This window comes from Chromobacterium paludis (assembly GCF_008275125.1).
Classification (GTDB): domain Bacteria; phylum Pseudomonadota; class Gammaproteobacteria; order Burkholderiales; family Chromobacteriaceae; genus Chromobacterium; species Chromobacterium paludis.
This window is the reverse complement of the sequence record NZ_CP043473.1, coordinates 2,088,921-2,115,534: the sequence shown is the minus strand read 5'-3', so window position 1 is coordinate 2,115,534 and position 26,614 is coordinate 2,088,921. Positions and strand designations below refer to the sequence as shown.

Genomic DNA, 26,614 nt, shown 5'->3' with positions numbered 1-26,614 from the left:
GTGTAAGCCGATGTCGCATTCAGGAAATCCGGTACGGATGGCGCTATCTACAATGCCCCGACAACCTCCCTGCTCACAACAAGAGAAGCTAAATGTCGCTTACCAACAAGACTGAACTGGCCAGCCTGATCGCAGATATCCAGGCCGTGGCCGAGAGCAAGCTTTCTTCCCAGGAGACCCAGCAACTCGCCGCCTTCTTCCCGATCTACTTCGAAGAGACCGAACACGCCGACCTGCGGCAGTTCACCTCGCTCGATCTGTTCGGCGCTGCCATGGCGCATTACGAGTTCGCCGGCAAGCGCTCTGCCGGCCAGGTCAAGTGCCGCATCTACAACCCCGATTTCGAACGCGATGGCTGGCAAAGCACCCACACGGTGATCGAAGTGGTGAACGACGACATGCCGTTCCTGATCGACTCGATCTCCATGCTGCTGTCGCGCTACAACATCAATCTGCATCTGCTGGTGCATCCGGTGCTGGCGGTGGCCCGCGACAAGAGCGGCGCGCTGGCGGAGGTGAAGCGCACCGAGGACCGCAGCCTGCCGCTGGAATCGTTCATCCACGTGCAGATCGACCGCATCAGCGACGCCGAGTTGCTGAGCAAGCTGGAGGCAGACCTGAAGCGCGTGCTGGCCGATATCCGCCTAGTGGTAAGCGACGAACCCAAGATGCGCGAAGTGCTGGCCGGCATCAACAAGGACCTGGCCAAGCTCAAGGGCGAGCGCGCCGCCGAGGCCAAGGAAGCCGTGGCCTTCCTGGAGTGGATGGCCGAGCGCAACTTCCTGTTCATGGGCTATTGCGACTATGACCTGGTCAAGCGCGACGGCAAGGACAGCCTGAAGATCGTCAAGGGTTCCGGCCTGGGCATCCTGCAGGACCAGGGCGACAAGGAATACTCCAGCAGCTTCGAACAGCTGCCGCAGGAGCTGCGCGAACTGGCCCACCTGCCGCAACTGATCATCCTGAACAAATCGCAAACCCGCTCCATCATCCATCGCCCGGCCTATGTCGACTTCGTCGGCATCAAGCGCTTCAACGACAAGGGCGAAGTGATAGGCGAGCGCCGCTTCCTCGGTCTCTACACCGCCAGCGCCTACCAGGCCTCGCCCAAGGACGTGCCCATCCTGCGCCAGAAAGTGGCCAACGTGGTCAAGAACTGCGACTTTGTCGACGACAGCTACAAGGCCAAGACCCTGGGCTTCGTGCTGGAAAGCTACCCGCGCGACGAGCTGTTCGAAATCCCGGCCGACGTGCTGGGGCCGATCGCCGAAGGTATCGTCAGCCTGCAGGAGCGCCCGCGCGTGCGTCTGTTCGTGCGCGCCGATCGCTACCACCGTTATGTCAGCAGCCTGGTGTACGTGCCGCGCGACAGCTTCAATACGGAAGTACGGCTGAAGATCGAAAAAGTGCTGATGAATGCCTTCCATGGCAGCAGCGCCGAGTTCAGCGTGCAGATCGGCGACGGCACCCTGGCCCGCGTGCATTACATCATCCGCACCAACGCTTCCAAGCTGCCCGAATTCCACGTGGCCGACATCGAGGCCGAAATCGCCCGCCTGGTGCGCGGCTGGGTAGAGGAGCTGCATCAGCAACTGGTGGAAGCGCACGGCGAAGAGCGCGGCAACGGCCTGTTCAACCGCTACAAGGACGGCTTCCCGGTGGCCTACCGCGAAGAGTTCGCGGTGCGCAACGCCGTGCTGGACATCCAGCATCTGGAAGCCATCGGCGCCGAGCAGCCGCTGGCCATGAAGCTGTACCGCCCCTTCCATCGCGGCGGCGCGGCGTTCAACCTCAAGCTGTTCCGCGAAAGCGAGCCGCTGGGCCTGTCCGCCAGCCTGCCGATTCTGGAAAACATGGGCGTCAAGGTGCGCGACGAGCACCCGTACTGCGTCAAGCGCGCGGACGGCAGCCAGGTATGGATCAGCGACTTCGGCCTCGATGTCGGCAATTTCGGCGAGCAGATGGCGCAGGACCAGGTGCAGCACGACTTCCAGGAGCTGCTGGCCCAAGTGTTCGCCAAGCGCTGCGAGAACGACGGCTTCAACCGCCTGGCGCTGGTGGCGGCCCTGGACTGGCGCGAAATCTCGCTGGTGCGCGCGCTGGCCAAGTATCTGCGCCAAGGCGGCCTGACCTTCAGCCAGGCCTATATCGAGCAGTGCGTGGCCAATTATCCGGCCATCACCCGCAGCCTGGTGGAGCTGTTCTACGCGCGTCTGGACCCGGTGAACTTCTCCGAGGAAAAGGCCGAGCTGCTGCTGGCCGCCGTGCGCGGCATGCTGGACGGCGTGGCCAACTTGGACGAGGACCGCATCCTGAACGGCTTCCTGGCCGTGATTCTGGCCACGCGCCGCACCAACTTCTGGCAGAAGGGCGCCGACGGCGAGTTCAAGTCCTACATCTCGTTCAAGCTGGAATCCAAGGAAGTCCCCTTCCTGCCGCAGCCGCGCCCGCTGTTTGAAATCTGGGTCTACAGCCCGCGCGTCGAAGGCGTGCACCTGCGCGGCTCCAAGGTGGCGCGCGGCGGCCTGCGCTGGTCTGACCGCATGGAAGACTTCCGCACCGAAGTGCTGGGCCTGGTGAAGGCGCAGATGGTGAAGAACTCGGTGATCGTGCCCATGGGTTCCAAGGGCGGCTTCGTCGGCAAGCAACTGCCGGCGCCTAGCGACCGCGAGGCCTTCCTGGCCGAGGGCATCGCCTGCTACAAGATCTTCATCTCCGCGCTACTGGACGTGACCGACAATCTGGTGACCGGCCAGATCATTCCGCCCAAGGACGTGCGCCGCCTGGATCCGGACGATCCGTACCTGGTGGTGGCGGCCGACAAGGGCACGGCGACGTTCTCCGACATCGCCAACGGCATTTCCGAGTCCTACGGCTTCTGGCTGGGCGACGCCTTCGCCTCCGGCGGCTCCGCCGGCTACGACCACAAGGGCATGGGCATCACCGCCCGCGGCGCCTGGGAGTCGGTGAAGCGTCATTTCCGCCATCTGGGCATCAACACCCAGGAGCAGGACTTCACGGTGATCGGCATCGGCGACATGGCCGGCGACGTGTTCGGCAACGGCATGCTGCTGTCCGAGCACATCTGCCTGAAGGCCGCGTTCAACCACCTGCACATCTTCCTGGACCCGACGCCGGACGCGAAGAAGAGCTTCGCCGAGCGCGCGCGCCTGTTCAATCTGCCGCGCTCCAGCTGGGCGGACTACAACCGCGAGCTGATCTCCAAGGGCGGCGGCATCTTCGAGCGCTCGGCCAAGTCCATCCCGCTGTCGCCGGAAGTGAAGGCGTGGCTGGAGACCGACAAGGACCACATGGCGCCCAACGAGCTGATCCATGAAATCCTGAAGGCCAAGATCGACCTGCTGTACAACGGCGGCATCGGCACCTACATCAAGGCCTCCACGCAGAGCCATGCCGACGCCCGCGACCGCGCTTGCGATCCGGTGCGCGTCAACGGCAACCAGCTGCAGGCCAAGGTGGTCGCCGAAGGCGGCAACCTGACTTGCACCCAGCTGGGCCGCGTGGAGTTCGCGCTGGCCGGCGGCCGCATCGCCACCGACGCCATCGACAACTCGGCCGGCGTGGATTGCTCTGACCACGAGGTCAACATCAAGATCCTGCTGGGCGCGGTGATGCAAGCCGGCGACATGACGCTGAAACAGCGCAATGAGCTGCTGGCCGAGATGACCGAGGAAGTGGGCCATCTGGTGCTGCGCAACAACGTGCTGCAGACCCAGGTGCTGGCGATCAAGCGTCTGGAAGCGGCCTCCATGCTGTCCACCCATGCGCGCATGATTTCGCACATGGAGAAGACCGGCGAGCTGAACCGCGAGATCGAGTACCTGCCGTCCGAAACCCAGATCAACGAGCGCCGCCTGGCTCGTCAAGGTCTGACCGTGCCGGAAATCGCGGTGCTCTTGGCCTACAGCAAGATTTCGCTGGACCAGGCCATCCTGGCCACCGATCTGCCGGATGACCGCGACTTCCTGCCGGTGCTGGTCAATTACTTCCCGAAACCGCTGCAGCAGCGCTTCGGCAAGCAGATGGAGCAGCATCAGCTGAAGCGCGAGATCATCGCCAACCAGCTGGCCAACCAGATCATCAACCGCATGGGCACCACGTTTGTGTTCCGCCTGCAGGAGGAGTCGCCGTTCTCCGCGGCCGACATCGCCCGCGCCTGGTGGATCGCCAGCCGCGCCTTCGACGCGGAAAGCCTGTGGGGCCAGATCGAGGCGCTGGACAACAAGGTGCCGGCCGACCAGCAGATGCAGCTGATGGTACTGGTGCGCACCCTGGTGGAGCGCGTTACCCGCTGGGTGCTGCGCAACAAGCGTCCGTTCGGCTCCGTCAACGCCGTGATCGAGCAGTACTCGGCCAAGGTGCAGGGCCTGCTGGCGCAGCTGCCCAAGCTGATTCCGTCTGCCCAGTATCCGGCCGTGGCCGAGCAGGAAGCGCGCATCGCCCACGCCAAGCTGCCGCAGCCGCTGCAACAGGTGCTGGCGCGTCTGGAGTACGCGGTGCCGCTGATGGACATCATCGAGATCGCCGAGGGCGGCAAGTTGACGCTGGAGCAGGTGGCGGCCAATTACTACCGCCTGGGCAGCGCGCTGCAGCTGGATTGGCTGCGCGACGCCATCACCAGCCTACCGCGCGACAATCGCTGGCAATCGCTGGCCCGTTCCGCGCTGCGCGACGATCTGTACAGCGTGCATCGCAATCTGGCCAAGCAGGCCTTGCAGGCGGGCGGCGACAAGGCTGAGTTCGCTCAGCTGTGGCTGGAGCAGCAGCGAGGCGCGGTGGAGGTGTGCGGCCAGATGTTCGCCGAGTTGCAGTCCTTCAGCGCGCTGGATCTGGCGATGCTGTCCGCCGGCATGCGCGAGCTGAACAACCACCTGCTGGCCTAAGCCGCAGAACCCGTCCCGTCGAGATGGCGGGGTGAGCGAACGCCGCGAGTCTTACTCGCGGCGTTTTTTGTTTTTGTGCCTTAAATTGTCATTTCTTGCACGTTATCGCCATTTTTTTGAAAATTTAGGGTTCAAAATTCATGCGAATTGTGTATGTTGTCGGCCTGGCGCTGGGCCGTGGCAGCGGCGCGCGCCAGAACACAACATATACAAATGGAGCATGTCGATGAAACTGATTCCGCAAACCCTGTGCCTGAGCGTGGCTCTGGCCCTGAGCGGATGCATGTCCGATTCTTCTTCCGTGAGCGCGTCGCGAGACGGCGGCAATTTGCAACAGAACACGCCGGTTGCCGTCAAAATGATCGCTTTCAACGATTTTCACGGCAATCTGGAGGCCCCCAGCAGCCAACTGAGCATGCCGGACCCCAAGGATCCGAGCAAAACCGTCAAGGTGACGGCGGGCGGGGTGGACTACCTGGCAGCCTGGATCAAGCAGCTGCGCGACAAATCGCCCAACACCGTCGTCGTCTCCGCCGGCGACCTGATCGGCGCCAGCCCGCTGGTGTCCGGCCTGTTCCACGACGAGCCGACCGTGGAGGCGATGAATTTGCTGGGCCTGGACCTCAATGCGGTGGGCAACCACGAGTTCGATGACGGCCAGGATGAGCTGCTGCGCATGCAAAATGGCGGCTGCAAACCCGGCGCGGCCGATACCTCTTGCCAGAACGGCAAGTTCACCGGCGCCAAGTTCCACTTCCTGGCGGCCAATGTGCAGAAGGCCGACGGCACGACCTTGTTCCCGGCCTATGAAATCAAGAAATACGGCAATATCCCGGTGGCCTTCATCGGCATGACGCTGAAGGGCACGCCGGAAATCGTGTCGCCCACCGGCATCCAGGGCCTGAGCTTCAAGGACGAGGCCGACACCGTCAACGCGCTGATTCCCAAGCTGAAGGCTCAGGGCGTGGGCGCGGTGGTGGTGCTGATCCACGAAGGCGGCTACCAGACCGGCACTTACGATGGCTGCGTCGGCATTTCCGGCCCCATCGTCGACATCGTGAAGAAGCTAGACAAATCTGTCGGCCTGGTGGTGTCCGGCCATACCCATCAGCCGTACAACTGCGAGATCGACGGCCGCCGCGTGACCAGCGCCAAGAACTACGGCCAATTGTTCACCGAGATCGACTTCAAGCTGGATCCGGCCAGCCATGGCTTCGTGGCGGGCTCCATCAAGGCCGTCAACCGTCCGGTGACGCAGGACATCGCGCCGCGCGCCGACGTCAGCGCGCTGGTCAAGACCTATCAGAACCTGGTTGCGCCCATCGCCGGTCGCGTGGTCGGCTCTCTGGCCGGCAGCCTGACGCGCAACGCCAGCCCGGCGGGCGAGACGACGCTGGGCGACGTGATTGCCGATTCGCAGCTCGAAGCCGGATTGGCCCAGGGCGCGGAAGTGGCGTTCATGAATCCGGGCGGCGTGCGCGCCGACTTGGCGCCGGACGCCAGCGGCAACGTCAACTACAAGCAAATCTATACGGTGCAACCGTTCGCCAACACCATGATGACGATGAAGCTGACCGGCGCGCAGATCGACCAGCTGCTGGAGCAGCAGTGGAACACGCCGGCCCAGCCCAAGATCCTGCAAGTCTCCTCCAGCATCAGCTATAGCTGGAGCCAGTCGGCGCCGGCGGGCAGCAAGGTGGACATCAACAGCATCGCCATCAATGGCGTGAAGATAGATCCCAAGCGCAGCTACACGGTGCAGGTGAACAACTTCATCGCCGGCGGCGGCGACGGCTTCACCGTGCTGACGCAAGGCACCGATCGCGTGGGCGGCGGCGTGGATGTGGACGTGCTGGAGACGTATCTGAAGGCGAACCCCAAGCTGGCGGTGCCCAAGCTGAATCGCATCACGATGCTGCCTTGAGGCTTGAGGCGTAAAAAACGGCGCGGAGATCCTCCGCGCCGTTTTTCATTTTGGCGGCATTAGCCGCGGCCGGTGCTGCCGAAGCCGCCGGCGCCGCGGTCGGTGGCGTCGAAGTCGTCCACCACGTTGAAGCTGGCCTGCACCACCGGCACGATCACCATCTGGGCGATGCGCTCCATCGGCTCCAGCTGGAAAGGCTGCTGGCCGCGGTTCCAGACCGAAACGTAGACCTGGCCTTGATAGTCGGAGTCGATCAGGCCCACCAGATTGCCCAGCACGATGCCGTGCTTGTGGCCCAGGCCGGAGCGCGGCAGCAGCATGGCGGCCAGGCCCGGATCGTTCAGATGAATGGCGATGCCGGTGGGGATCAGCTGGGTTTCGCCCGGCTGGATGGTCATGGTTTGTTCGGTGGCGGCGCGCAGGTCCAGGCCGGCCGCGCCGGCGGTGGCGTAGGCGGGCAGGTTGTCGCGCAGGCGCGCGTCCAGGATCTTGACGTCGATTTGGGCAGGCATGATGTTTCCTTGTCTTGCTTGGGCGGCCGCGCGGGCCGCCGGATGGGGGTTCAGTTGGCTTTCAGCAGGGTCGCCAGATGGCGGACGATGGCCGCGGCCACCTCGGTCTTGGGCATGGCGGGCAGCGGGTGTTGGCCGGCGTTGTCCAGCAGCACCACCTGATTGTCGTCGGCCCCCATGGCCTGCTGCGCCAGATTGGCCACCAGCAGCGGCAGCTTCTTGCGCTGGCGCTTGGCCTCGGCGAATTCCAGCAAGTTCTGGCTCTCGGCGGCGAAGCCGACGCAGAACGGCGCGGCCGGCAGGGAGGCGACGGTGGCCAGGATGTCCGGGTTCTCTTCCAGCTCGATGGAGGGAACCGTCGCGCCCTTCTTGATCTTGTGCTCGCTGCGGTTCTTCACCCGGTAGTCGGCCACGGCGGCGACGGCGATGAACACATCGCTGCGTCCCACTTCGGCCAGCACCGCCTGCTGCATTTGCTGCGCGCTTTGCACGTCGATGCGGCGCACGTTCAGCGGCGCGTCCATGCCGGTGGGGCCGGATACCAGCGTCACCTCGGCGCCGGCGTCGCGGCAGGCGCGCGCCAGGGCGTAACCCATCTTGCCGGAGCTGATATTGGTGATGCCGCGCACGGTGTCGATGGCCTCATACGTCGGCCCCGCCGTCAGCAGCACTTGCTTGCCGGCCAGCAGTTTTTCGGCGAAGAAGCCTTGCAGCAGTTCCACGATCTGATGCGGCTCCAGCATGCGGCCGTCGCCGGTTTCGCCGCAGGCCTGGAAGCCGTTGCCAGGGCCGAATACGGCCACGCCATCGGCTTGCAGCTGGGCGATGTTGCGCTGGTTGGGCGGGTTCTGCCACATCTGCAGATTCATCGCCGGCGCCACCACCAGCGGGCAGGCGCGCGCCGCGGCCATGGTGGACAGCAGGTCGTCGCAGGCGCCATGCGCCAGCTTGAACAGCAGGTTGGCCGTGGCGGGCGCGATCAGGAAAACGTCGGCCCGGCGCGACAGCTCGATGTGAGCCATGGCGTTGCTGGGGCGCGGATCCCACAGGTCGGTGTAGACCGTGTGGCCTGTGAGCGCTTGGAAGGTGGCGGGCGTAATGAAGCGGGTGGCGGATTCTGTCATCACCACTTCCACCTCGTGTCCGGCCTTGATCAGCTGGCGGGCCAGTTCGGCCGACTTGTAGGCGGCAATGCCGCCGCTGATGCCGAGCAGTATGCGTTTGGCGGTCATCTGTATGCGTTTGAAAGCAGCCGTAAACTGGCCATTTTAGCGGAATTGTCCTTTCGGGTGGTCTTTACGTCGGCGTGTGGATCTAATGTTAATGTCATTGCTTGTTGCTATCTTGTTGGCCTGAAGCCACAAATAATGCTATAGCCAGAGGAAGGATGCGCATGTCTATTGCCGATTGGCCGGAAGCGGAGCGTCCGAGGGAGAAGTTGCTGCGGCAAGGCGCCGCCTCGCTGAATGATTCGGAGCTGTTGGCCATCTTTTTGCGCACCGGCGTCAAGGGTGTCAATGCGGTGGAGCTGGCGCGCTTGTTATTGCAGGAGTTTGGCTCGCTGACGGGCTTGCTCGGCGCCTCGCTGCCGCAGTTCAAGGCCAGGCCGGGCCTGGGGGAGGCCAAGTACGCGCAGCTGATGGCGTGCATGGAGCTGGCGCGGCGGGCCCTGTCTGAGCCGATGCACCTGGGCGACGCGCTGGCCAGCCCGCAGCAGGTGAGGGACTATCTCCGGCTGAGCATAGGCAGGCGCGAGACCGAAACATTTGTTGTGATATTTCTGACGGCACAAAACCGGTTGATAGAGGTCGAAGAACTGTTCAAAGGCACGTTGACGGAAACCCGGGTCTATCCGCGCGAGATTCTGCGGCGGGCTCTGGAGCGGAATGCGGCGGCGCTGATTGTGGCGCACAATCATCCGTCCGGCGTCAGCGAGCCTTCGAGCGCGGATAGAATCTTGACCGATGCTCTCAAGCGGGCTCTGGAGTTGGTCGATATCAGGTTACTGGATCATTTTGTTGTCACCGGCGGGCATGCTGAATCGTTTGCCGAACGTGGTTGGCTGTAGATGCAGGTTTTCGGTGCGATGGCTGTTTGACAGTGACGCCATCGGGTTACGGGGCTTGTGAATCGCAACTGTCTGTTAGACCTTGTTCCCCTCACCGCATCACAAGGAGGTCATCATGAACATCCTGCGTTTGCTGAATGAGTCCGACTACATCCAGGTCAACAATCAATTCGTCAAGCCGGACTTCCATTCGGTGTCGGAGGAATTTTCCGACGATGACGACGTGGTGTTGGAAGCCAATCTGGATGGCCAGGAACTGGTGCTGACGGTGGCGGATCTGACCGATGCCACGCCGCTGGCGGATGGCGGCTTCTGGCTGGAGGGGCTGGGCTATCTGCGTTTCCTGTCCCAGCACAATCTGCATTGAAGCAAGCAATTTTCCATCAAGGCCCGGCCTGTGCCGGGCCGTTTCTTTTGTATTTCTTTTCGTTTGATTTGCCTCAATACCCCGGATTTTGAGTAGTCATACAGTAACCGTGGTTATGTGTATGTTTCATACTGGAGGCGGGTAAAAATGCAAAAGTTCAGGATCGGCATGGTGGGCGTGGGCGAAACCGGCACGCCCTTGCTGAAGCAACTGCTGGATGCGCCATTCGTCGAGATGGTGGGCGTGGCGGATCTGAACCTGCAGTTGCCCGGCGTGTTGTTGGCCAAGGAAAAGGGCGTGCCGGTGACCGATAATTTTATCGAGATTGCCGAGCAGGGCAGCCGGGTCGACATCATCATCGACGTGACGGGCTCGCGCAAGGTGCGCGAGGATCTGCGCCGTTACATGCAGTTTTCCGGCAATGCGCACACGGTCATCGTGCATGAGCGCGTGGCACTGTTGATGCTGTCGCTGGGCGCCGGGCACTGGGTGGAAACCCGGCATGACGAGCTGGCGTATTGAAGTGTTGTAGCTGTGCGGCCGTTCAGCCAAGCTGAGCAGCCGAGTGAGGAGATGCGGGAGGCGAAAGCCTCCCGCTTTTTTTTCATCGCGCATCAAAATGCGGCGAGGCTGCGCGCATCTATTATGCTGAAAGTGTAGGGAAGATGTAGGCAACAGGATAAATGAAATCACCCTCAATCTGTCTGAAAAGGGGTCACGATGAAGCCATCCTTCCGCATCACGTTCTTGCTGGCGCTTGCGGTTCCGGCGGCGCATGCCGCGCTGGGCCAGAAGTTGCAGACGCCTGTCGCAAACCGCTCTTCTCAAGCCATTTTGGCCATGCGTCCGGCTGCCGCAGCAGCGTACTCCGTGCGCCTGGATGTGGATGAGGCCGATCGTCAAATCAAACAATACGCCGCCGCCGACGGCACGGTGTTCGCCGTTGCTTGGCGCGGCAAAAGCCATCCCAACCTGTCTCAGTGGCTGGGAGACTACTTCCCGGCCTTTCAGCGCGCCCAGCGTCAAAATCGCAGCGGCCTCAATGTGATGCGAGGGCAGGTGGGCAGCTTTTTCGTGCATTCCTATGGCCGCATGGGAGCTTTCCAGGGCTTGGCCTACGATGCAGCCTTGTTGCCGGCGGGCGTGACGCCGGATCAGCTGAAATAAGGGGCCGAAGATGAGAACAATGCTCATGGGGCTGGGTTTTGTCGCGGTTTTGTTGTGCGGATGCGGTGGGGGCGGCGGAGGCGCCGGAACGATCTCAAGCGGCAGCGGCGGCAGCAGCGACGACAACAGTGTCGCAATGGTCGTGGATACGGGGCCTAGCGGGGCGACGGGGCAGCTGAATCTGCCGTATGTGACGGTCACGGTGTGCGCGCCCGGCACATCCACCTGTTCCACGATAGATCACGTGCTGGTGGATACCGGCTCCAGCGGGCTGCGGGTGCTGGCATCGGCCCTGGGCGGGACCTTGCAGAACGCTTTGGCCATTGAATCCATCAATGGCCGGCAGGTCATGGAGTGCGCTCAGTTCGCAGACGGCTATACCTGGGGGGCGGTCAGCGCGGCCGACGTCAAAATCGGCGGTAAACTGGCCAGTGCGCTGCCGATGCAGGTGGTGGCGGACGCTTCGCTTCCCTATGCCGTGCCTGCCGCCTGCAGCGGATCGGGCAGCAATGAAGGCAATCTGTCCGGTTTGGGCGCCAAGGGCATCCTGGGCGTCGGCCTGGATCGGCAGGATTGCGGCAGTATCTGCGCCAATGTCAGCAGCAACGGCTTCTACTATCTGTGCAGCGGCCAGAGTTGCCTGCCTGGCGTGGTGCCTGTCGCGCAGCAGGTCAGCAACCCGGTGGCGTCGTTTTCCGGAGACAATAATGGCGTGATGCTGCAGCTGCCCAGCGTGGATGCTTATGGCGCGGCGTCGGTCCAGGGCACGCTGACTTTCGGCATCGGCACGCAGTCCAATAACGCGCTCCCCGCGGCGGCCAAGGCCTATCCCGTGTCCAGCGACGGTTACACGATCACGACGACGTACAAGGGACAAACCTATCCCAGTTTCCTGGATAGCGGTTCGAACCTGCTGTATTTCGACGACGGCGCCATCACCACCTGCACCTTGTATGGGGCGTCCTGGTATTGCCCAGCCCTGGCAAATGGTCAAACCCTGAATTTGAGCGCGCAGTTGTCGGCCAGCAATGGCAGCAGCAGCGTGATCAACTTCAGCCTGATCAATGCGACGGTGCTCACTACCAATAGCTACGCAGCCTTTCCCAGCATAGGCGCGCCGATGGGAAGCAGCTTTGGGGGATATTTTGATTGGGGTTTGCCGTTTTTCTATGGCCGTAGCGTGTTTATCGGCCTGGAAGGGGCTTCCAATCCCTTGGGCAGCGGCGCCATGTATATTTTCTGACGGGAAGGATCTTGCGGCGCAGCAAGCACTAATCTATAAAGTGATAGTCATCACGATGACATCTCCTCTGTCTTGATGCTTGAGGATAGGCAAACTGGCCCGGCGCAATTCGCCCGGGCCTTTTTTTATATCGTCAGCGCTAAAAATCAGTTACCAAAATATTGGTTTCATGCTACGTTTTTATGTCATTTATATTTTTGGAATGGACGTGAACGCAGCCAAGAAAATGCGACTGTTGCTGGAACGCAATGAGTCGCCGGAACAGCTTGATGTGTTGATCGAGTTGTTGGTGAACCTGCAGCTGGGACGCCCGTTTGATCTCAGGAGCCTGGCCACGCTGGATGCGGAGTATTTCGAAATTGGCCTCGATCTGGTGCGCGACTGGCGCTATGGCTATCACATCTGTGCGCGCAGCAAGCTGTTCGAGGACGTTCTGGCTAGGGATCGCAGCTTGCAAACCCGGCTGTGTCACCTTGGCGTGGTCGCGACCCATTGAGCGCGGCTGCTAGAATGGCGTCTTTGTCCAGAAAGACGATGACATGCTGGTGGATGTGGAGTTGGCCAAGTCTTATCGCTTGTTGAATCATGGCCCGACGGTGCTGGTGAGCAGCGCCGCGGAGGGGCGGCAAAACGTGATGGCGGCGGCCTGGGCGATGCCGCTGGACTTCGATCCGCCCAAGGTGCTGGTGGTGATAGACAAGTCCACTTATAGCCGCGAGCTGATCGAAGCCAGCGGCGAATTCATTCTCAATGTGCCGTGCCGCGCCCAGGCGGCGCAAGTCGTGCAAGTCGGCAGCGAAAGCGGCCGCGGCGCAGACAAGTTCGCCGCCAGCGGATTGGAGCCGCTGCCGGCGCGGATAGTCGCCGCGCCTCGCGTCGCCGGCTGCATCGGCTATCTGGAGTGCAGAGTGGTGCCGGAGCCGCATAATCAGCAGCGCTACGATTTGTTCATCGGCGAAGTTGTCGCGGCCCAGGCGGACGACGCGGTGTTCCGCGCCGGCCACTGGCATTTTGAAGACGCGGATCCGGCCAGGCGCAGCCTGCATTACATCGCCGGCGGCCATTTCTTCGCCACCGGAGAGGCGTTCAGCGTCGCTTGAGCGCGCGTGCCGATCATAAAAAATCTATGGTCAGCCTGACCTTTGCAAGAACAGCGTGCTGATGAATCATGACGGGGTAGGCTTGCTCTAATCTATCCGGATTCTTGATGGGCACAATAGAGCCCGATCCATGATGTGAGCCGCTCCTGCAAGTCCCTAAAAAGCCCTCAGTCTGTCATGACTGTTTTTACGATCGGGGTATCCTGCAGGCCGTGGGCCGGTTGTCGTCATCAGTATCTGTCTTGGCAAAAGCAGGCTTCTACTCGCCGCCGGGTTTACCCGGCGGTTTGCATTTCAGTCAGTGCGCGGGCCTGGGGACGGTACTCGCCGCCTTTGGCGAGTAGCGCCCACACGACCCGTGCCAGTTTGTTGGCCAGTGCGCAGGCCACGATATTCGAGTGGCGACGCTGCATCAGCGCCACCGTCCACGCTGCCATCGCACTCTTCCAGCGCGGCGCGTTCTGCATGATCACCCGTGCGCATTGCACCAGCAGGCGACGCAGGCTCTTGTCACCGCGTTTGCTGATGCCCAGCAGCTTGGACTTCCCGCCTGTCGAGTATTGTCGCGGGACCAGACCCAGCGATGCCGCAAAGTCACGGGCATTGCCATAGCCCTTGGCATTGCCGGCGTCCGCCGACAACTGGCTGGCGGTGATCGCACCGATGCCGGGAATGGTCATCAACCGCCGGGCGACATCGTCCTGTCGGGCTTCTGTGGCAATCTCGTGATCCAGCTCGTCGATCTCGGTCTTGAGCAGACGGTAGTGATCCAGCTGGCGTTGCAGGATCTGCCGGGCCTTGACGGGCAAGCCGTTGGTCTCGTCCATCAGCAGCATCGGCAGCTGCGTGATCCCCCGCACCCCGACAGGAAGCGCGATGCCGAACTCCAGCAGCAGCGCATGGATCTGGTTGTTGGTCTGTATTCGTTCGGCAATGCGAGATTCCCGCAGGCGATGCAGTGCCGACAAGGCTTGCTGTTCGGCACTCTTGGCGGCAACGTAGCGCATGGTCGGGCGCGTAGCCGCCTCGCAGATGGCCTGGGCATCGATGAAATCGTTCTTGTTGCCGAAGACAAACGGGCGGATGTACTGCGGTGCGATCAGTTGTACGGTATGACCGAAGCCCGTCAGCTTGCGTGCCAGCCAGTGCGCGCCGCAGCAGGCCTCCATCACGATGCGGCAGGGAGGCTGTTTCGCGAGAAATTCGATGAGACTGTTGCGATTGAACTGCTTCTTGAGGACCGGGTTGCCGCGCGGGTCGTGCCCGATCAGATGAAAGCTGTGCTTGCCGATATCCAGACCGATGAGTGTGACGGTTGCCATGATGCTCTCCCCGAAGAAGAAGAAATGCCTCAGCAGGTTTGACGCCTGCTGAGGCATTTAGGTCAGGCTGACCATCACATTAAGCCCGTCGATAAGACGGGCTTTCGCTTTGCGGCAACCGCTTATTGCCAGTCCACCAGCGCGTACAGCTTCTTGCCGCGCTTGAGCAGCGAATACTGGCCGAACAGGCGTTGGTCGTCGCCGATGGCGTGTTCCAGGCTGTCCACCTTGATGCCGTTGACGCTGACCGCGCCGCTCTGGATGAAGGTGCGCGCCTCGCTCTTGGACTTGGCCAGGCCGCCGGCTGCCAGCGCGTCGATCAGGCCGTTGGCGCGCTTGTCCAGCTGGATGGTGGGCAGGCCGTCCTGCGCCAGCTGGGCGAAGTCGTCGGCGGTCAGGCTGGACAGGTCGTTGCTGAACAGACTGTGGGTGATGCGCTGCGCCGCTTCCAGCGCGGCTTTGCCGTGCACCAGCTCGGTGACTTGCTCGGCCAGGATGCGCTGGCCTTCCGGCTTGCCTTCGCGGGTCTTGTCTGCTTCTTCGATGGTGGCGATCTCGTCCACCGACAGGAAGCTGAAGTAGCGCAGGAACTTGTACACGTCGGCATCGGCGGTGGACAGCCAGAACTGGTAGAAGGCGTAGGGCGAGGTCTTTTTTGCGTCCAGCCAGATGGTGCCGGACTCGGTCTTGCCGAACTTGGTGCCGTCGGCCTTGGTCACCAGCGGCATGGTCAGGCCGTAAACCTGGGTCTGGTTCAGGCGGCGGGTCAGGTCGGTGCCGGCGGTGATGTTGCCCCATTGGTCGGAGCCGCCGATCTGCAGCTTGCAGCCCAGGCGGGTGTTCAGTTCAGCGAAGTCATAGCCTTGCAGCAGGCTGTAGGAGAACTCGGTGTAGGAGATGCCCTGGTCTTCGCGGGCGATGCGCTGCTGCACCGCTTCCTTCTTGATCATGGCGTTGACCGAGAAGTGCTTGCCGATGTCGCGCAGGAACTCAAGCGCGTTCATTTTGCCGAACCAGTCGTAATTGTTGGCCATCAGCGCGGCATTGTCGCCGTCGAAGGACAGGAAGGGCTCCACCTGCTTGCGGATTTTCTCCACCCAGCTTTCGATGACGTCAGGGGTGTTCAGCTTGCGCTCGGTGGCCTTGAAGCTGGGGTCGCCTATCATGCCGGTGGCGCCGCCGACCAGGGCCACCGGGCGATGGCCGGCCTGCTGGAAGCGTTTCAGCATCAGAATAGGCACCAGGCTGCCGATGTGCAGGCTGTCCGCGGTCGGGTCGAAGCCGCAATAAAGCGTAACCGTTTCCTTGTTCAGCAGTTCTTGCAGCGCGGCCATATCGGTGGTTTGCGCGATGAGGCCACGGGCCTCCAGATCCTGAAGAAGGGCGGTTTGCGACATTTGACTGAGTCTCCAACACGGTGTTGCGCGGCCTGGCGGCCGCCGGAAAAAAACGGCTCCAGCGGGAGCGCGCGGCATCCGGCTGGAGTGGGAAAACTTATCTTAACCGAAATTGCCGCAAAATGGCGGCGTATCGTCCGTTTTATTCGGCGGAGCCGGCGGTGTTACGGCAAAATGGACGCTTGGCAAATCAGGAAAGGGAAGGCGATGACGCAGCAGGTCAAGATATGGGATGCGCCGACGCGCTTGTTTCACTGGAGTCTGGTTGCTTTGTTTGGCGCCATGTGGTTCTGCGCCGAACAGGGCGGCGAATGGCTGCAATATCATATCTATTGCGGCGTGGCGCTGGCTTCGTTGCTGGTGTTCCGGCTGATCTGGGGCATGGTGGGCAGTCAGACCGCGCGTTTTGCCAGCTTCGTGCGCGGACCGCGGACCATTTTGCGCTACCTGAGGGGTGAGCTGCCGGAAGGCGAGGCGCCGGGGCATAATCCGCTGGGAGGCTGGATGGTGGTGGTGATGTTGCTGGCGCTGGCGGCCCAGGTGCTGACGGGCCTGTTCGCCGCGGACGTGGACAGCTACCTGTATGACGGCCCGCTGGCCAAGCATATCGACAGCGGGCTGGCTGAATCCGTCACCGGCGCGCACAAGTTGCTGTTTAATGGTTTGCTGGGCTTGGTGGCGCTGCATGTGACCGCGATCATCCTGTATCGCGTGGTGAAGAAACAGAATCTGGTGGGGCCGATGCTGACCGGCTACAAGAGGATGACGGGTGAAAAGCCGCGGCTGCATTTCGCGCATGGCGCGCTGGCGTTGGCGGCTTTGCTGTTGTCGGCGGGCGGCCTGTATTTCACGCTGCTGCGTTGAGCGCCGCTCTCGCAAAGCTCAAAGCCGGCATGACGCCGGCTTTTTCGTTTTCATCGCGCGTGGCGTTTATCTTTCCGGCCCGCGGAAGGCGTCGTGACAGGTTTTGCAGTTTTGCGCGACCTGGCCGTAGGCCTTCTTGATCGAAGCCAGATCGCCGCTCTTGGCCACTTCGGCCAGATTGTCGACTGACTTCAGGAAGCCGTCGCGGTCGGCCTGGAACTTGGCCGGCTGGCTCCAGATTTCTGGCTTGGCGCGGCTCTTGTCGCTGATGCTGCCTGCCGGGAAGTGTTTGAACGGTTCGGCGGCCAACGTCTTCAGCGCCTCTGCTTGCTGTTCGAACTGCGCCTTGTTGTAGGGCGCGCGGCCGCGCACGGTCATGCCCATCGGCTCGAACGATTGCAGCAGCATTTTCTTGAATGCCTTGGTGCGAATCTCTGCCGGCGCGTCATCGGCGTGGGCGGCGGGGATGGCGATGGCTGCCAGCAGCAGCGCGGTCAGTATCTTGTTCATGTCGGCCTGGTTAGAACGGTGGGAGAAGGGCGGCGCGGGCCGCCCGCTGGTCATGACATGGCGGCAAGCCGCCTCAATCTTTGCGGAAATCCTTGTGACAGGCCTTGCAGGTCTGCTGCGTCGCGCCGAACTGCGCCTTGATCGCCGCCAGATCGCCGCTCAGCGCCACCTGCTTGAGCTTGGCGGTGGCGGCCTTGTGCTTGTCTATGGCTTGTTGCCAGTCTGTTGGCCGGCTCCAGATCTCGGGGCGAGCATCGGTCTTGCCTGCGTTGCTGCCGGCCGGGAAGTATTGCCAGGGCTGCTGGGACAGTTGTTCCAACTGGCCGGCCAGCTTGGCGAACTCGTCCTTGTTATACGGCGCGTCGCCCTTGACGACCTTGCCCATGGCGCCAACCACGGTCTTGTATTGCTTGAATACTTCCTTGCGTTGGCCAATCGGGTCTGCAGCCAGAGCCTGGCCCGCGAGCAGCAAAGCCAGCGAAGCCATCAACATCTTTTTCATCGAAACCCCCTGTCTATGGCATGGAAAACAACGTGGCAGCCTATCACAGGGTTGACAGGGCCAAAACCCATAAAATGTAAAGGGTTGGCATGTCGGATGTTATAAAGTAACATTTGTCGGATCGAGACTGCATGCAAGCCAAGCGAATGGACCGATCCACCTATCTCGCCGCCGCCGAGCGCCATTGCGCGGCGCGCGGCAGCAAACTCACCGATTTGCGCCGCCAAGTGCTGGAGCTGGTGCTGAACCATCGCGGCGTGGTCAAGGCCTACCAAGTGCTGGCGGATCTGCAGCAGCAGCGCGGCAGCGCCGCGCCGCCCACCGTCTACCGCGCGCTGGATTTCCTAGTGGAGCACGGCCTGTTGCATAAGGTGGACGCGCTCAATGGCTTCATCGTCTGCGATCACTTCGATTGCCAGCATGAAAGCCTGATCCTGGTGTGCGAGCAATGCGGCCGCGTCAACGAAGTGGACGCCGCCGACGGGCTGGCCAGCCTGCGCGAAATGGCGCAGGCGGCCGGTTTCGCCCTCAGCCCGCAAAATCTGGTGCTGGCCGGCCGCTGCCAGTCCTGCGCCGTCTGAATTTCTGAAATCCGCCATGAAAAAAACCAAAGTCAATCTGTTTACCGGCTTTCTGGGCGTGGGCAAGACCACCGCGCTGCGCCACCTGATCGCCAATCGCCCGCAACATGAGAAGTGGGCGGTGATCGTCAATGAATTCGGCGAAGTGGGCATAGACGGCGCCGCGCTGCTCAACGACGAGCTGGCCGTGGCCGAGATCGCCGGCGGCTGCCTGTGCTGCGTGGCCGGCCCGCAAATGACCGCCACGGTGGCCACGCTGCTGCGCCGCGAAAAGCCGGACCGCCTGCTGATCGAAGCCAGCGGCCTGGCCCATGCCGCCGGCGTCATCGACGAACTGCGCGCCAAGCCGCTGGGCGAGGCGCTGGAGGTGGCCGCCGTGCTGACCCTGGTGGACCCGCGCCAGTTCATCCAGCCCGATTACCATCGCCAGCCGCTGTACCGCGACCAGATTTCCATCGCCGACGTGCTGGTGGCCAACAAGATGGACACCGCCGACATCCCGACCATGGAAGCCTTCCGCGCGCAGGCGGCGGCGCTGTTTCCGCCCAAATCGCTGGTCGGCGAGGTGCGCGACGGCCAATTGGACGTGTCCTGGCTGGACGCCGAGCTGGCGGCCAAGCCGCGCTACCGGCCGGCGGTGCTGCCCGATAACGCCAGCCAATGGCAGGCGGCCGGCTGGACCTTCGATCCGGAACGGAATTTCGATGGCGAGCGGCTGACCCGTTTCTTCGACGACTTGCCCAAGAAAGTGCCGGGCTTGGTGCGCGCCAAGGGCGTGTTCCGCGTGCTGGACAGCTGGGTGTGGCTGAACTGGGCGGCCGGACAGTGGGGCGCCGCGCAGGTGTCGTGGCGGCGCGACAGCCGCTTCGAGCTGATCGCGCCGGCGTTTGAGGCCGAGCAGGTGGAAGCCTGGCTGAAGGAGTGTCTGGAATGAGTCAAACGCATTCTCACGGCCATGATCATGCGCATACCGGCCATCAGCACCTCACGGCATCCAATCTGCGCCCGCCGCTGAGCCTGCTGTCGATGTCGGCCGGCCAGCGCGTGCTGCTGACGCTGCTGCCCTTGGCCGGGCTGTGGCTCCTGGTGTGGTGGGCTTTGCAGGAGTTGGCATGAGCATAGTGTTGAACAACCTGACGGTATCCTACCAGCGCCACCCGGCGGTGCACCACATCAGCGGCCGCTTCGCCGAAGGCGACGCCACCGCGATTTGCGGGCCGAACGGCGCCGGCAAAAGCACGCTGTTGAAGGCGATGATAGGCGCGCTGACGCCCGATTCCGGCAATGTGGACCTGAACGGCTACCGCCGCGCCGACATCGCCTATCTGCCGCAGCAGGCCGAAATAGACCGCAGCATGCCAGTCAGCGTGCTGGAGCTGGTCGGCACCGGCCTGTGGCACAAGAGCGGCCCGTTCGGACGGGTGGGGCGCGACGGCATGGCGCGCGCCATCGACGCGCTGGAGCAGGTGGGGCTGGCCGATTTCGCCTTGCGTCCCATCGCCGCGCTGTCCAGCGGCCAGTTCCAGCGCGTGCTGTTCGCCCGCATCCTGGTGCAGGACGCCAAGGTGATTCTGCTGGACGAGCCTTTCAACGCGGTGGACGCCAAAACCACCGAGGATTTGCTGAAGCTGGTGGCGCGCTGGCGCGAGGAAAAGCGCACGGTCATCGCTGTGCTGCACGACGCGCTGCAAGTGAGAGCGCATTTCCCGCATACGCTGCTGATGGCGCGCGAGGTGATCGCCTGGGGCGACAGCACCATGGTATTGACCGAAGACAATCTGCGGCGCGCGGTGGAAACCGCCGCCCACTGGCAGGCCCAGGCGCCGGTTTGCGGCCTGGATGGAGCAAGCGCCTGATGCAACACTTGTACGATTTGCTGGTTTCTCCCTTTGTCGAATTCGCCTTCATGCGCCGCGCTTTGGCCGGCTGCCTGGCCCTGGCGCTGGGCTCCGGCCCGATCGGCCTGTTCTTGGTGATGCGGCGCATGAGCCTGATGGGCGACGCGATGAGCCACGCGGTGCTGCCTGGCGCGGCGGTCGGCTTCATGTTCGCCGGTCTCAGCCTGCCGGCCATGAGCCTGGGCGGCTTTGTCGCCGGCGTGCTGGTGGCCTTGCTGGCCGGGCTGGCCACGCGCTTCACCAGCATCAAGGAGGACGCCAGCTTCGCCGCCTTTTATCTGCTTTCGCTGTCGTTGGGCGTGCTGTTGGTGTCCAAGGGCGGCAGCAATGTCGACTTGATGCACATCCTGTTTGGCTCAGTGCTGGCGGTGGACGACGCGGCGCTGTATCTGGTGGCGGGCGTGGCCACGGTGACGCTGCTGACCTTGGCCATCATCTACCGGCCGCTGCTGCTGGAGAGCCTGGACCCGGTCTACCTGCGCGCGGTGGGCGCGCGCGGCGCCTGGTGGCATCTGTTGTTCCTGATGCTGGTGGTGCTGAATCTGGTGGCGGGCTTCCAGTCCCTGGGCACCTTGATGGCGGTGGGCTTGATGATGCTGCCAGCCATCACCTCGCGGCTATGGACCGAGCGCATCGAAATCATGCTGGCGCTGGCCATCGGCATCGCCTTCTTCAGCGGCCTGGGCGGGCTGTTGCTGTCCTATCACTTTGAGCTGCCGTCCGGCCCGGCCATCATCCTGCTGGCAGGCCTAGTCTACCTCTTGTCCTTGCTGTTCGCCCCGGTGGGCGGCGCCTTGCCGCGCTACATCCGCGCGCGGCATCTCGAATCTTGAACCGAAGGAGAAGCCTCATGAAGAAGACTCTAGCCGCATTATTGCTGCTGGGCATGCCGGCCTTGGCGCTGGCCAAGCTGCCGGTGGTGGCCAGTTTCAGCATCATCGCCGACATGACTCGCCAGATAGGCGGCGACCGCGTCGAAGTGGTATCGCTGGTCGGCCCGGACCAGGACGCGCATGTGTTCCAGCCGTCGCCAGCCGACATCAAGAAAGTGTCGTCGGCCAAGGTTTTGGTGGTGAACGGCCTGGGCCTGGAGGGCTGGATGTCGCGTCTGGGCAAGGCGGCCAACTTCCGCGGCGTGACCGTGGTGGCCTCCAAGGGCATCCAGACCCGGCAGGCGCCGGAAGAGGAGCACGCCGAAGGCGAGCACGATCACAGCCATGGCGAGGTCGATCCGCATGCCTGGCATGATCCGGCGCGGGTGCAGACCTATATCAAGAACATCAGCGCCGGCCTGATTCAGGCCGATCCGGCCGGCAAGGCCGAATACCAACGCCGCGCCGCCGATTATGCCGCCAAGGTGAAGGCGCTGGACGACTGGGCCAAGCAGCAGTTCGCCTCCGTGCCGGCCGCCAAGCGCAAGATGCTGACTTCGCACGACGCCTTTGGCTATTTGGGCGAGCATTACCAGCTGCAGGTGCTGGCGGTGCAGGGCGTCAGCACCGACTCGGAGGCCTCGGCCAAGGGCGTGGCGCAATTGACGCGCCAGGTGCGCAAGGAGGGCGTGAGGGCCGTGTTCATGGAGAACATGACCGACGCGCGGCTGTTGAAGCAATTGTCGGCCGAGGCCAAGGTGACGATAGGCGGCAAGCTGTACGCCGACGCCTTGTCCGGCCCCAATGGCCCGGCGGCCGGCTATCTGCAGCTGATGCGCTACAACGTCGAAACCATCATGAAATCATTCCGCTGACAATCTGCGCCAGCCGCCAGGCGCCGATGCCCGCCACGCCCAGTCCGGCCAGTAGCCGCACTGGGCGTTGTTGCATCCAGCGCCGCAGGCCGTCGGCGAACACGCCCATCAACAGCAGATTGGGCAAGGTGCCCAGGCCGAAGGCCAGCATCAGCCCTGCGCCATGCCAGGCGGAGCCGCTGGCCAGCGCGGAGAGCGAGGCGCTGTAGACCAGACCGCAGGGCAGCCAGCCCCACACCGCGCCGACGGCAACGGCGCCGCCGGCCGAGCGCACCGGCAGCAGGCGGCCCACCAGCGGCTGCAGCCGCCGCCAGACCGGTTGCCCCAATTTTTCCAGCGCCACGACGGCCTGCGCGAAGCCGGCCAGATAGAGCCCCATGGCCACCAGCATCAGGTTGGCCAGTGCCATCAGCGCGATTTGGTAGGGGTGGGACGAGGCCAGGCTGAGTCCGGCGGAGGCGAGGCCGCCCAGCAGGGCGCCGATTGCGGCATAGCTGGCGATGCGGCCCAGATTGTAGCCGGCCAGCACGCGCCAGCGCGCCGCGCCGGCAGGGTGGTTCAAGGTCAGCGCGGCGACGATGCCGCCGCACATGCCCACGCAGTGGCCGCCGCCCAGCAAGCCCGCCGCCAGCAGAATCCAGAAGTTGCTCTCTAACATGCCGCAAATCGCCGATGAAAGCTCTATGTTAACAGAGCGGCATGACGATGATGCAGGAGGACGGGAATCGGCTTGACGTGAGGGTGGGAAGAACGGCCGAGGATTCTTTTTGGCATTGTCGAAACGAACATTCTACAAAAAAGGTTGGATATAATTGTTTCGCCTACTGGCCAAAAGGACAGTTTGCACAGAAAATGTCAGGTTTGACGAAACATGGGAGGCGATGGCGCCGCCGAGCGACACGCACCTCCAGCACAGCCCCGGATCGTCATTGGGAGCGGCCAAGCGCCTAGCGATGGTCGAGATGTCCCGGGCTGCTAAACAAAAGGAAACGGGGATACAGTGAGGAACACAATATGGCCAGGTATCTGACACTTGAACGGCTGGGCAAATCGGCCATCATTACGCTTTCCAACCTACCTGCCAATCTGCTGACGACCGAGGGTCTGAATGAGTTGGCCGCGACGCTGCAGGCCTTGAACGCTGACGATGACGTGCGTTCCGTGGTGATTACCGGCGCCGGCGACGCTTTTTTCTCCGCTGGCGCGGATTTGAAGCAGTTTGCCTCGGGTGACAAGGCCGAGGCGGATACGCTGCTGCAAGCCTTCGCCAATGCGCTGCACGCCATCCGCGGCTATCGCGGCGTCACCGTGGCGGCGGTCAACGGTTTTGCGCTGGGCGGCGGCCTGGAGTGCGCGCTGGTGTGCGACTACATCGTCGCCGAACGCGGCGCCAAGCTGGGGCTGCCGGAAGCCAAGGTCGGCATCATCCCGGCCGCAGGCGGCACCAAGACCCTGGCCGACAAAGTGGGCGTGTCCTGGGCCAAGCGCATCATCTTGGGCGGCGAACTGGTCTCGGCCGAGCAGGCGCTGAAGATAGGCCTGATCGAAGAAGTGGTGGATCAGGGCTTCGCCAAGATCGTAGCCGTCAGTCTGGCCAACAAGGTGGCCAGCCAGGCGCCGGCCTCGGTGGCCGCTGCGCGACAGCTGATCGAGGACAGCCCCAACCTGACCTTGGACGAGCACCTGAAGCGCGAGCGCGCCGCCACCCTGGGCCTGGTGGGGTCCGACGAGCAGCTGGAGGGCGTGGCAGCCTTCCTGGCCAAGCGCGCGCCCAGCTGGATGCAAGAGGACGACGATTGATGCGATCCGCCGTGGATGCGTCATGACCTGACCGCCTGAACGCGCATGTCGCGTCAGGCGGTTTGTTTTTGAGCCTGCGGCAGTCCCTGTGCTAGCCTGAACGGCATTGGCATAATCCGTCCGCGCGGCATGCCTTTGCCAGCGCGGATGCTAAAACAAGCAGGGGAAAGCATGGAAATCTATCAGTTGCGGACCTTTGTCACCGTGGCGCAGCAAGGCCACCTGACGCAAGCGGCCGAACTGTTGCACTTGTCGCAACCGGCGGTAACCGCGCAGATCAAGGCGCTGGAGGAAGAAGTGGGCATGCCCTTGTTCGAGCGCAGCGCGGGCGGCGTCAGCCTGACTCAGGCGGGGCAGGAGCTGTTGCCGCAGGCCCAAGGGGTGTTGGCCGCCGCGCGCGACATCATCCATCATGCGCGGCAGCTCAAGGGGCAACTGGCGGGCCAGGCTCGCATCGGGGTGACCTTGATGCCGGAGATCCTGAAGCTGGGGCCGTGGGTGGCGGCGCTGGTGGGCAAGTATCCCTTGCTGGAGGTTCAGCTCAAGCACGGCGTATCGGTGGATGTGCTGAATCTGGTGCGCAAGAAGGAACTGGATGCCGGTTTCTATCTGGGCAAGAACCCGTATATGAATGTCAGCACCGTGCCCTTGCAGACGCAGACTTTCCGCGTGGCTTTGCCAGCGGCCTGGGCCGGGCAATTGTCCGGCGGCCGGCTGAAGGAGCTGGGCAAATTGCCCTGGGTGGGCATTTCGCAGTTTTCCAGCCTGTCCAAGATTACCGCCGAGCTATGGCGCGAGCTGAACATTTCCCCCAAGAAAGTCGCGGAGAGCGACCATCTGTCGGTCATCCTGGAACTGGCGGCGGCGGGCGTGGGCGCGGCGCTGGTGCGCGAGGAAGACGCGCTGGCCTGGCAAGACAGCGGCCGCGTCTGGCTGGTGCCGGAACTGCGCAAGACTGCGGACCTGCAATTCGTCTACCCGGCGGACCGGGAAGGCGATCCGGTGCTGGAGGCGCTGCTGCGGGAGTTGCGGGCAGTCTGGGGGCTGTCCAACGCGCAAGCTTTGGCCTGAATGAGCGAGGAGAGAGCATGGTCAGCTGGTGGATGAGCGCGGTGGAAAGCTACTGCGGCGCGATGGAAAGAGGGCAGCGGCGTTGGCTGGAGGCGCAGGAAGATGCCTGTTGCAACTGGCTGTCTCCTGGTTTTTCCTTGACGCGGCCGGAAATGGAGCGACGCTTCGATGGCGGCCTGATGGCGGGCGCCGCGCTGTGGCAGGCTCAGGCCGACACCCAGCGCGAGCTGATGCTGGCGGCGGAACGCTTGTGGGTGGAGATGGCGCGCAGCCTGCAGCGCCAGCTGCCTGAGGGCGACGCGGCGCCCATCGCCGCGATGCGCCAGGCGCTGGAGCTGGGCTGTGCCTCCGGCGCGGCGCTGTCCACGGCCTCGCGCCAGGCCGGACACTTCGCCGCCACCCGTTTCTCCGCCACGCCCTTGAAGGCGGCGCGCGATATGCGCAAGGCTTTGACGCAACGTTGAGGGAGCCGCCGCGCAAATCGCGTGATATGCTTTTTGCATTGCGGCGCTAGGCGCCGTTTCGCGGAGCGTTCGATGCGGATTTACGGCAGCTGCCACTGCGGCAATATCGCTTTTGATCTGGACTGGCCTGATGCGCAGGCCATTCCCGCCCGCCGCTGCGGCTGTTCCTTCTGCCGCAAGCACGGCGGCGTGTGGACCGCGTCCCCTGCGGCTAGCCTCACGGTGGCCTTGCGCGATCCGCAGCGAGTCTCGCATTACCGCTTCGGCACCGCTACCGCCGATTTCCATATCTGTTCCGACTGCGGCATCGCGCCGCTGGCTGTCTGCGAGATGGACGGCCGGCCGCATGCCGTGGTCAGCGTCAATGCTTTCGATACTCCGGATCTGCCTATCTCCGAGGCGGTGGTGGTTTCGTTCGATGGCGAGAGCGAGGCCGACAGGCTGGCGCGCCGCGCGCGCAATTGGATTGCCAATGTCCGCTTCGTCTGAGTGCCAACCGGCGATTCGCCTGGAAACCATCCCGTTTGCCGCGCTGATCGCTTTGGCGGAGGGCATGCCGCCCGTCGGCTTGAATGGACGCTGTTTGGAAGGCGCGCTGCCGCCGCCTGAGGTGGCGCGGCGGGCCTGGCGTCTGTTGTCGGAAGGCAGGGAGGAACGCTGGTGCCTGCCGTACGCGATGCGGGACGCGGATGGCGTCATCGTGGGCGCTTGCGGTTTCAAGGGCGAACCCTGCCTGGGCTTGGTGGAGATAGGCTACGCGGTCGCGCCTGAGCGGCGCGGCGCGGGCATCGCCACGGTCGCCGTGCGCTTATTGCTGGAGCGGGCGCTGGCCGGCGGCGCGCGACAGGTGCTGGCCCAGATCAATCCGGACAATGCGCCGTCGTCGCGGCTGGCGGCCAGGCTGGGTTTCATGCGCGGCGAGGTGTTGGTGGACGATGAGGGCGAGCCGCTGGCGCAGTGGCTGTGGCCGGGCGAGCGGGGCTGATTGAACGAGCCAATGCCGTTTGAAACGTAGGGCGGGCAAGTCTTGATTTGCCCGCGCGGCCATTGTCTAGGCGTCCGCCTGGGCATGCCTGGGACGTGCCCCCTACGGGTCTGAATGCGTTCCGCGCCGGGCCTTTCGGCGACGGCGCATGCGGCCCGCGCCAGTGAAAACGCGGCGCCTGGGCGCCG

General features: G+C 63.3%; 28 protein-coding genes. 21 read left to right on the top strand and 7 right to left on the bottom strand.

The features are described 5' to 3' along the window. The first annotated feature begins 92 nt into the window (after positions 1-92). Together FYK34_RS09740 and FYK34_RS09735 are read left to right on the top strand one after the other, a co-directional pair. Positions 93-4,904 carry an NAD-glutamate dehydrogenase gene (locus FYK34_RS09740; protein WP_149296190.1) on the top strand — a complete coding sequence of 1,604 codons (4,812 nt, stop codon included), beginning with the start codon at positions 93-95 and terminating at the stop codon, positions 4,902-4,904. A gap of 226 nt (positions 4,905-5,130) precedes the next feature. Further along, positions 5,131-6,828 carry a bifunctional metallophosphatase/5'-nucleotidase gene (locus tag FYK34_RS09735; RefSeq protein ID WP_149296189.1) on the top strand — a complete coding sequence of 566 codons (1,698 nt, stop codon included), beginning with the start codon at positions 5,131-5,133 and terminating at the stop codon, positions 6,826-6,828. Between the two features lie 59 nt (positions 6,829-6,887). Here the strand turns inward: FYK34_RS09735 and dut are convergent, their stop codons facing one another. Then, positions 6,888-7,340 (bottom strand): dUTP diphosphatase, encoded by a 453-nt coding sequence (gene dut, locus FYK34_RS09730; protein ID WP_149296188.1) that lies wholly within the window; start codon positions 7,338-7,340, stop codon positions 6,888-6,890. Between the two features lie 50 nt (positions 7,341-7,390). Further along, a complete protein-coding gene (gene coaBC, locus FYK34_RS09725) occupies positions 7,391-8,572 on the bottom strand; it encodes a bifunctional phosphopantothenoylcysteine decarboxylase/phosphopantothenate--cysteine ligase CoaBC (RefSeq protein ID WP_149296187.1) in 1,182 nt (393 codons plus the stop codon). A gap of 161 nt (positions 8,573-8,733) precedes the next feature. Between coaBC and radC the strand changes: the two genes are divergently transcribed. The 7 genes from radC to FYK34_RS09690 all read left to right on the top strand — a co-directional run bounded on the left by radC (position 8,734) and on the right by FYK34_RS09690 (position 13,285). Beyond that, positions 8,734-9,408: a RadC family protein gene (radC, locus tag FYK34_RS09720; protein ID WP_149296186.1), complete on the top strand. Its 675-nt coding sequence runs from the start codon at positions 8,734-8,736 to the stop codon at positions 9,406-9,408. A 115-nt stretch (positions 9,409-9,523) separates the two neighbouring features. Then, complete coding sequence (locus FYK34_RS09715) at positions 9,524-9,775, top strand: hypothetical protein (protein WP_149296185.1); 252 nt, start codon at positions 9,524-9,526, stop codon at positions 9,773-9,775. A 147-nt stretch (positions 9,776-9,922) separates the two neighbouring features. After that, positions 9,923-10,297 (top strand): oxidoreductase, encoded by a 375-nt coding sequence (locus tag FYK34_RS09710; protein ID WP_149296184.1) that lies wholly within the window; start codon positions 9,923-9,925, stop codon positions 10,295-10,297. Between the two features lie 198 nt (positions 10,298-10,495). Continuing rightward, positions 10,496-10,942: a DUF2844 domain-containing protein gene (locus tag FYK34_RS09705; RefSeq protein ID WP_149296183.1), complete on the top strand. Its 447-nt coding sequence runs from the start codon at positions 10,496-10,498 to the stop codon at positions 10,940-10,942. A gap of 10 nt (positions 10,943-10,952) precedes the next feature. Then, positions 10,953-12,185 (top strand): DUF3443 domain-containing protein, encoded by a 1,233-nt coding sequence (locus FYK34_RS09700; protein WP_149296182.1) that lies wholly within the window; start codon positions 10,953-10,955, stop codon positions 12,183-12,185. A gap of 208 nt (positions 12,186-12,393) precedes the next feature. Continuing rightward, entirely contained in the window at positions 12,394-12,681 is a 288-nt protein-coding gene (locus FYK34_RS09695) for a hypothetical protein (protein WP_149296181.1), read from the top strand. A gap of 43 nt (positions 12,682-12,724) precedes the next feature. After that, a complete protein-coding gene (locus tag FYK34_RS09690; RefSeq protein ID WP_149296180.1) occupies positions 12,725-13,285 on the top strand; it encodes a flavin reductase family protein in 561 nt (186 codons plus the stop codon). Between the two features lie 275 nt (positions 13,286-13,560). On the opposite strand, the gene FYK34_RS09685 is transcribed toward FYK34_RS09690, so the two are convergent. Then, entirely contained in the window at positions 13,561-14,607 is a 1,047-nt protein-coding gene (locus FYK34_RS09685; protein WP_149295158.1) for an IS110 family RNA-guided transposase, read from the bottom strand. Between the two features lie 122 nt (positions 14,608-14,729). Continuing rightward, positions 14,730-16,004 carry a tyrosine--tRNA ligase gene (gene tyrS / locus FYK34_RS09680; protein ID WP_149296179.1) on the bottom strand — a complete coding sequence of 425 codons (1,275 nt, stop codon included), beginning with the start codon at positions 16,002-16,004 and terminating at the stop codon, positions 14,730-14,732. A gap of 207 nt (positions 16,005-16,211) precedes the next feature. On the opposite strand from tyrS, the gene FYK34_RS09675 reads away from it, so the two are divergent. Further along, a complete protein-coding gene (locus tag FYK34_RS09675) occupies positions 16,212-16,868 on the top strand; it encodes a cytochrome b/b6 domain-containing protein (protein WP_149296178.1) in 657 nt (218 codons plus the stop codon). Between the two features lie 66 nt (positions 16,869-16,934). On the opposite strand, the gene FYK34_RS09670 is transcribed toward FYK34_RS09675, so the two are convergent. Together FYK34_RS09670 and FYK34_RS09665 are read right to left on the bottom strand one after the other, a co-directional pair. Next, positions 16,935-17,378: a c-type cytochrome gene (locus FYK34_RS09670; RefSeq protein WP_231137419.1), complete on the bottom strand. Its 444-nt coding sequence runs from the start codon at positions 17,376-17,378 to the stop codon at positions 16,935-16,937. A gap of 73 nt (positions 17,379-17,451) precedes the next feature. Continuing rightward, the gene (locus FYK34_RS09665; RefSeq protein WP_149296176.1) at positions 17,452-17,880 is read right to left on the bottom strand and encodes a c-type cytochrome; all 429 of its coding nucleotides are present in this window, start codon (positions 17,878-17,880) and stop codon (positions 17,452-17,454) included. 131 nt (positions 17,881-18,011) lie between these two features. Between FYK34_RS09665 and FYK34_RS09660 the strand changes: the two genes are divergently transcribed. The 6 genes from FYK34_RS09660 to FYK34_RS09635 are packed head-to-tail and all read left to right on the top strand — an operon-like array spanning position 18,012 to position 22,106. Then, entirely contained in the window at positions 18,012-18,461 is a 450-nt protein-coding gene (locus tag FYK34_RS09660; RefSeq protein ID WP_331252022.1) for a Fur family transcriptional regulator, read from the top strand. 16 nt (positions 18,462-18,477) lie between these two features. Continuing rightward, positions 18,478-19,395 (top strand): CobW family GTP-binding protein, encoded by a 918-nt coding sequence (locus FYK34_RS09655; protein ID WP_149296175.1) that lies wholly within the window; start codon positions 18,478-18,480, stop codon positions 19,393-19,395. After that, positions 19,392-19,577, top strand: a complete 186-nt coding sequence (locus FYK34_RS09650) for a hypothetical protein (protein ID WP_149296174.1) — start codon at positions 19,392-19,394, stop codon at positions 19,575-19,577. Before FYK34_RS09655 ends, FYK34_RS09650 begins: the two co-directional genes overlap by 4 nt. Continuing rightward, positions 19,574-20,317 carry a metal ABC transporter ATP-binding protein gene (locus FYK34_RS09645; protein ID WP_149296173.1) on the top strand — a complete coding sequence of 248 codons (744 nt, stop codon included), beginning with the start codon at positions 19,574-19,576 and terminating at the stop codon, positions 20,315-20,317. Before FYK34_RS09650 ends, FYK34_RS09645 begins: the two co-directional genes overlap by 4 nt. Then, on the top strand, positions 20,317-21,192 hold the full coding sequence (locus FYK34_RS09640; RefSeq protein WP_149296172.1) for a metal ABC transporter permease: 876 nt from the start codon (positions 20,317-20,319) through the stop codon (positions 21,190-21,192). Before FYK34_RS09645 ends, FYK34_RS09640 begins: the two co-directional genes overlap by 1 nt. 17 nt (positions 21,193-21,209) lie before the next feature. After that, positions 21,210-22,106 carry a metal ABC transporter substrate-binding protein gene (locus FYK34_RS09635; RefSeq protein WP_149296171.1) on the top strand — a complete coding sequence of 299 codons (897 nt, stop codon included), beginning with the start codon at positions 21,210-21,212 and terminating at the stop codon, positions 22,104-22,106. Here the strand turns inward: FYK34_RS09635 and FYK34_RS09630 are convergent. Then, positions 22,087-22,764 carry a sulfite exporter TauE/SafE family protein gene (locus FYK34_RS09630; protein ID WP_149296170.1) on the bottom strand — a complete coding sequence of 226 codons (678 nt, stop codon included), beginning with the start codon at positions 22,762-22,764 and terminating at the stop codon, positions 22,087-22,089. The genes FYK34_RS09635 and FYK34_RS09630 overlap by 20 nt on opposite strands. Before the next feature lie 356 nt (positions 22,765-23,120). Here FYK34_RS09630 and FYK34_RS09625 point away from each other — a divergent pair, with 356 nt between their 5' ends. From FYK34_RS09625 to FYK34_RS09605, 5 genes are all read left to right on the top strand, one after another. After that, a complete protein-coding gene (locus tag FYK34_RS09625) occupies positions 23,121-23,906 on the top strand; it encodes an enoyl-CoA hydratase (RefSeq protein ID WP_149296169.1) in 786 nt (261 codons plus the stop codon). Positions 23,907-24,077: 171 nt separating this feature from the next. Then, entirely contained in the window at positions 24,078-24,977 is a 900-nt protein-coding gene (locus FYK34_RS09620; protein ID WP_149296168.1) for a LysR family transcriptional regulator, read from the top strand. Between the two features lie 17 nt (positions 24,978-24,994). Next, positions 24,995-25,441 carry a hypothetical protein gene (locus FYK34_RS09615; protein WP_149296167.1) on the top strand — a complete coding sequence of 149 codons (447 nt, stop codon included), beginning with the start codon at positions 24,995-24,997 and terminating at the stop codon, positions 25,439-25,441. A 72-nt stretch (positions 25,442-25,513) separates the two neighbouring features. Then, positions 25,514-25,930: a GFA family protein gene (locus FYK34_RS09610; RefSeq protein WP_149296166.1), complete on the top strand. Its 417-nt coding sequence runs from the start codon at positions 25,514-25,516 to the stop codon at positions 25,928-25,930. Then, positions 25,914-26,426 (top strand): GNAT family N-acetyltransferase, encoded by a 513-nt coding sequence (locus tag FYK34_RS09605; RefSeq protein WP_168209699.1) that lies wholly within the window; start codon positions 25,914-25,916, stop codon positions 26,424-26,426. The genes FYK34_RS09610 and FYK34_RS09605 overlap by 17 nt, the downstream gene beginning before the upstream one ends. Positions 26,427-26,614: the final 188 nt, after the last annotated feature.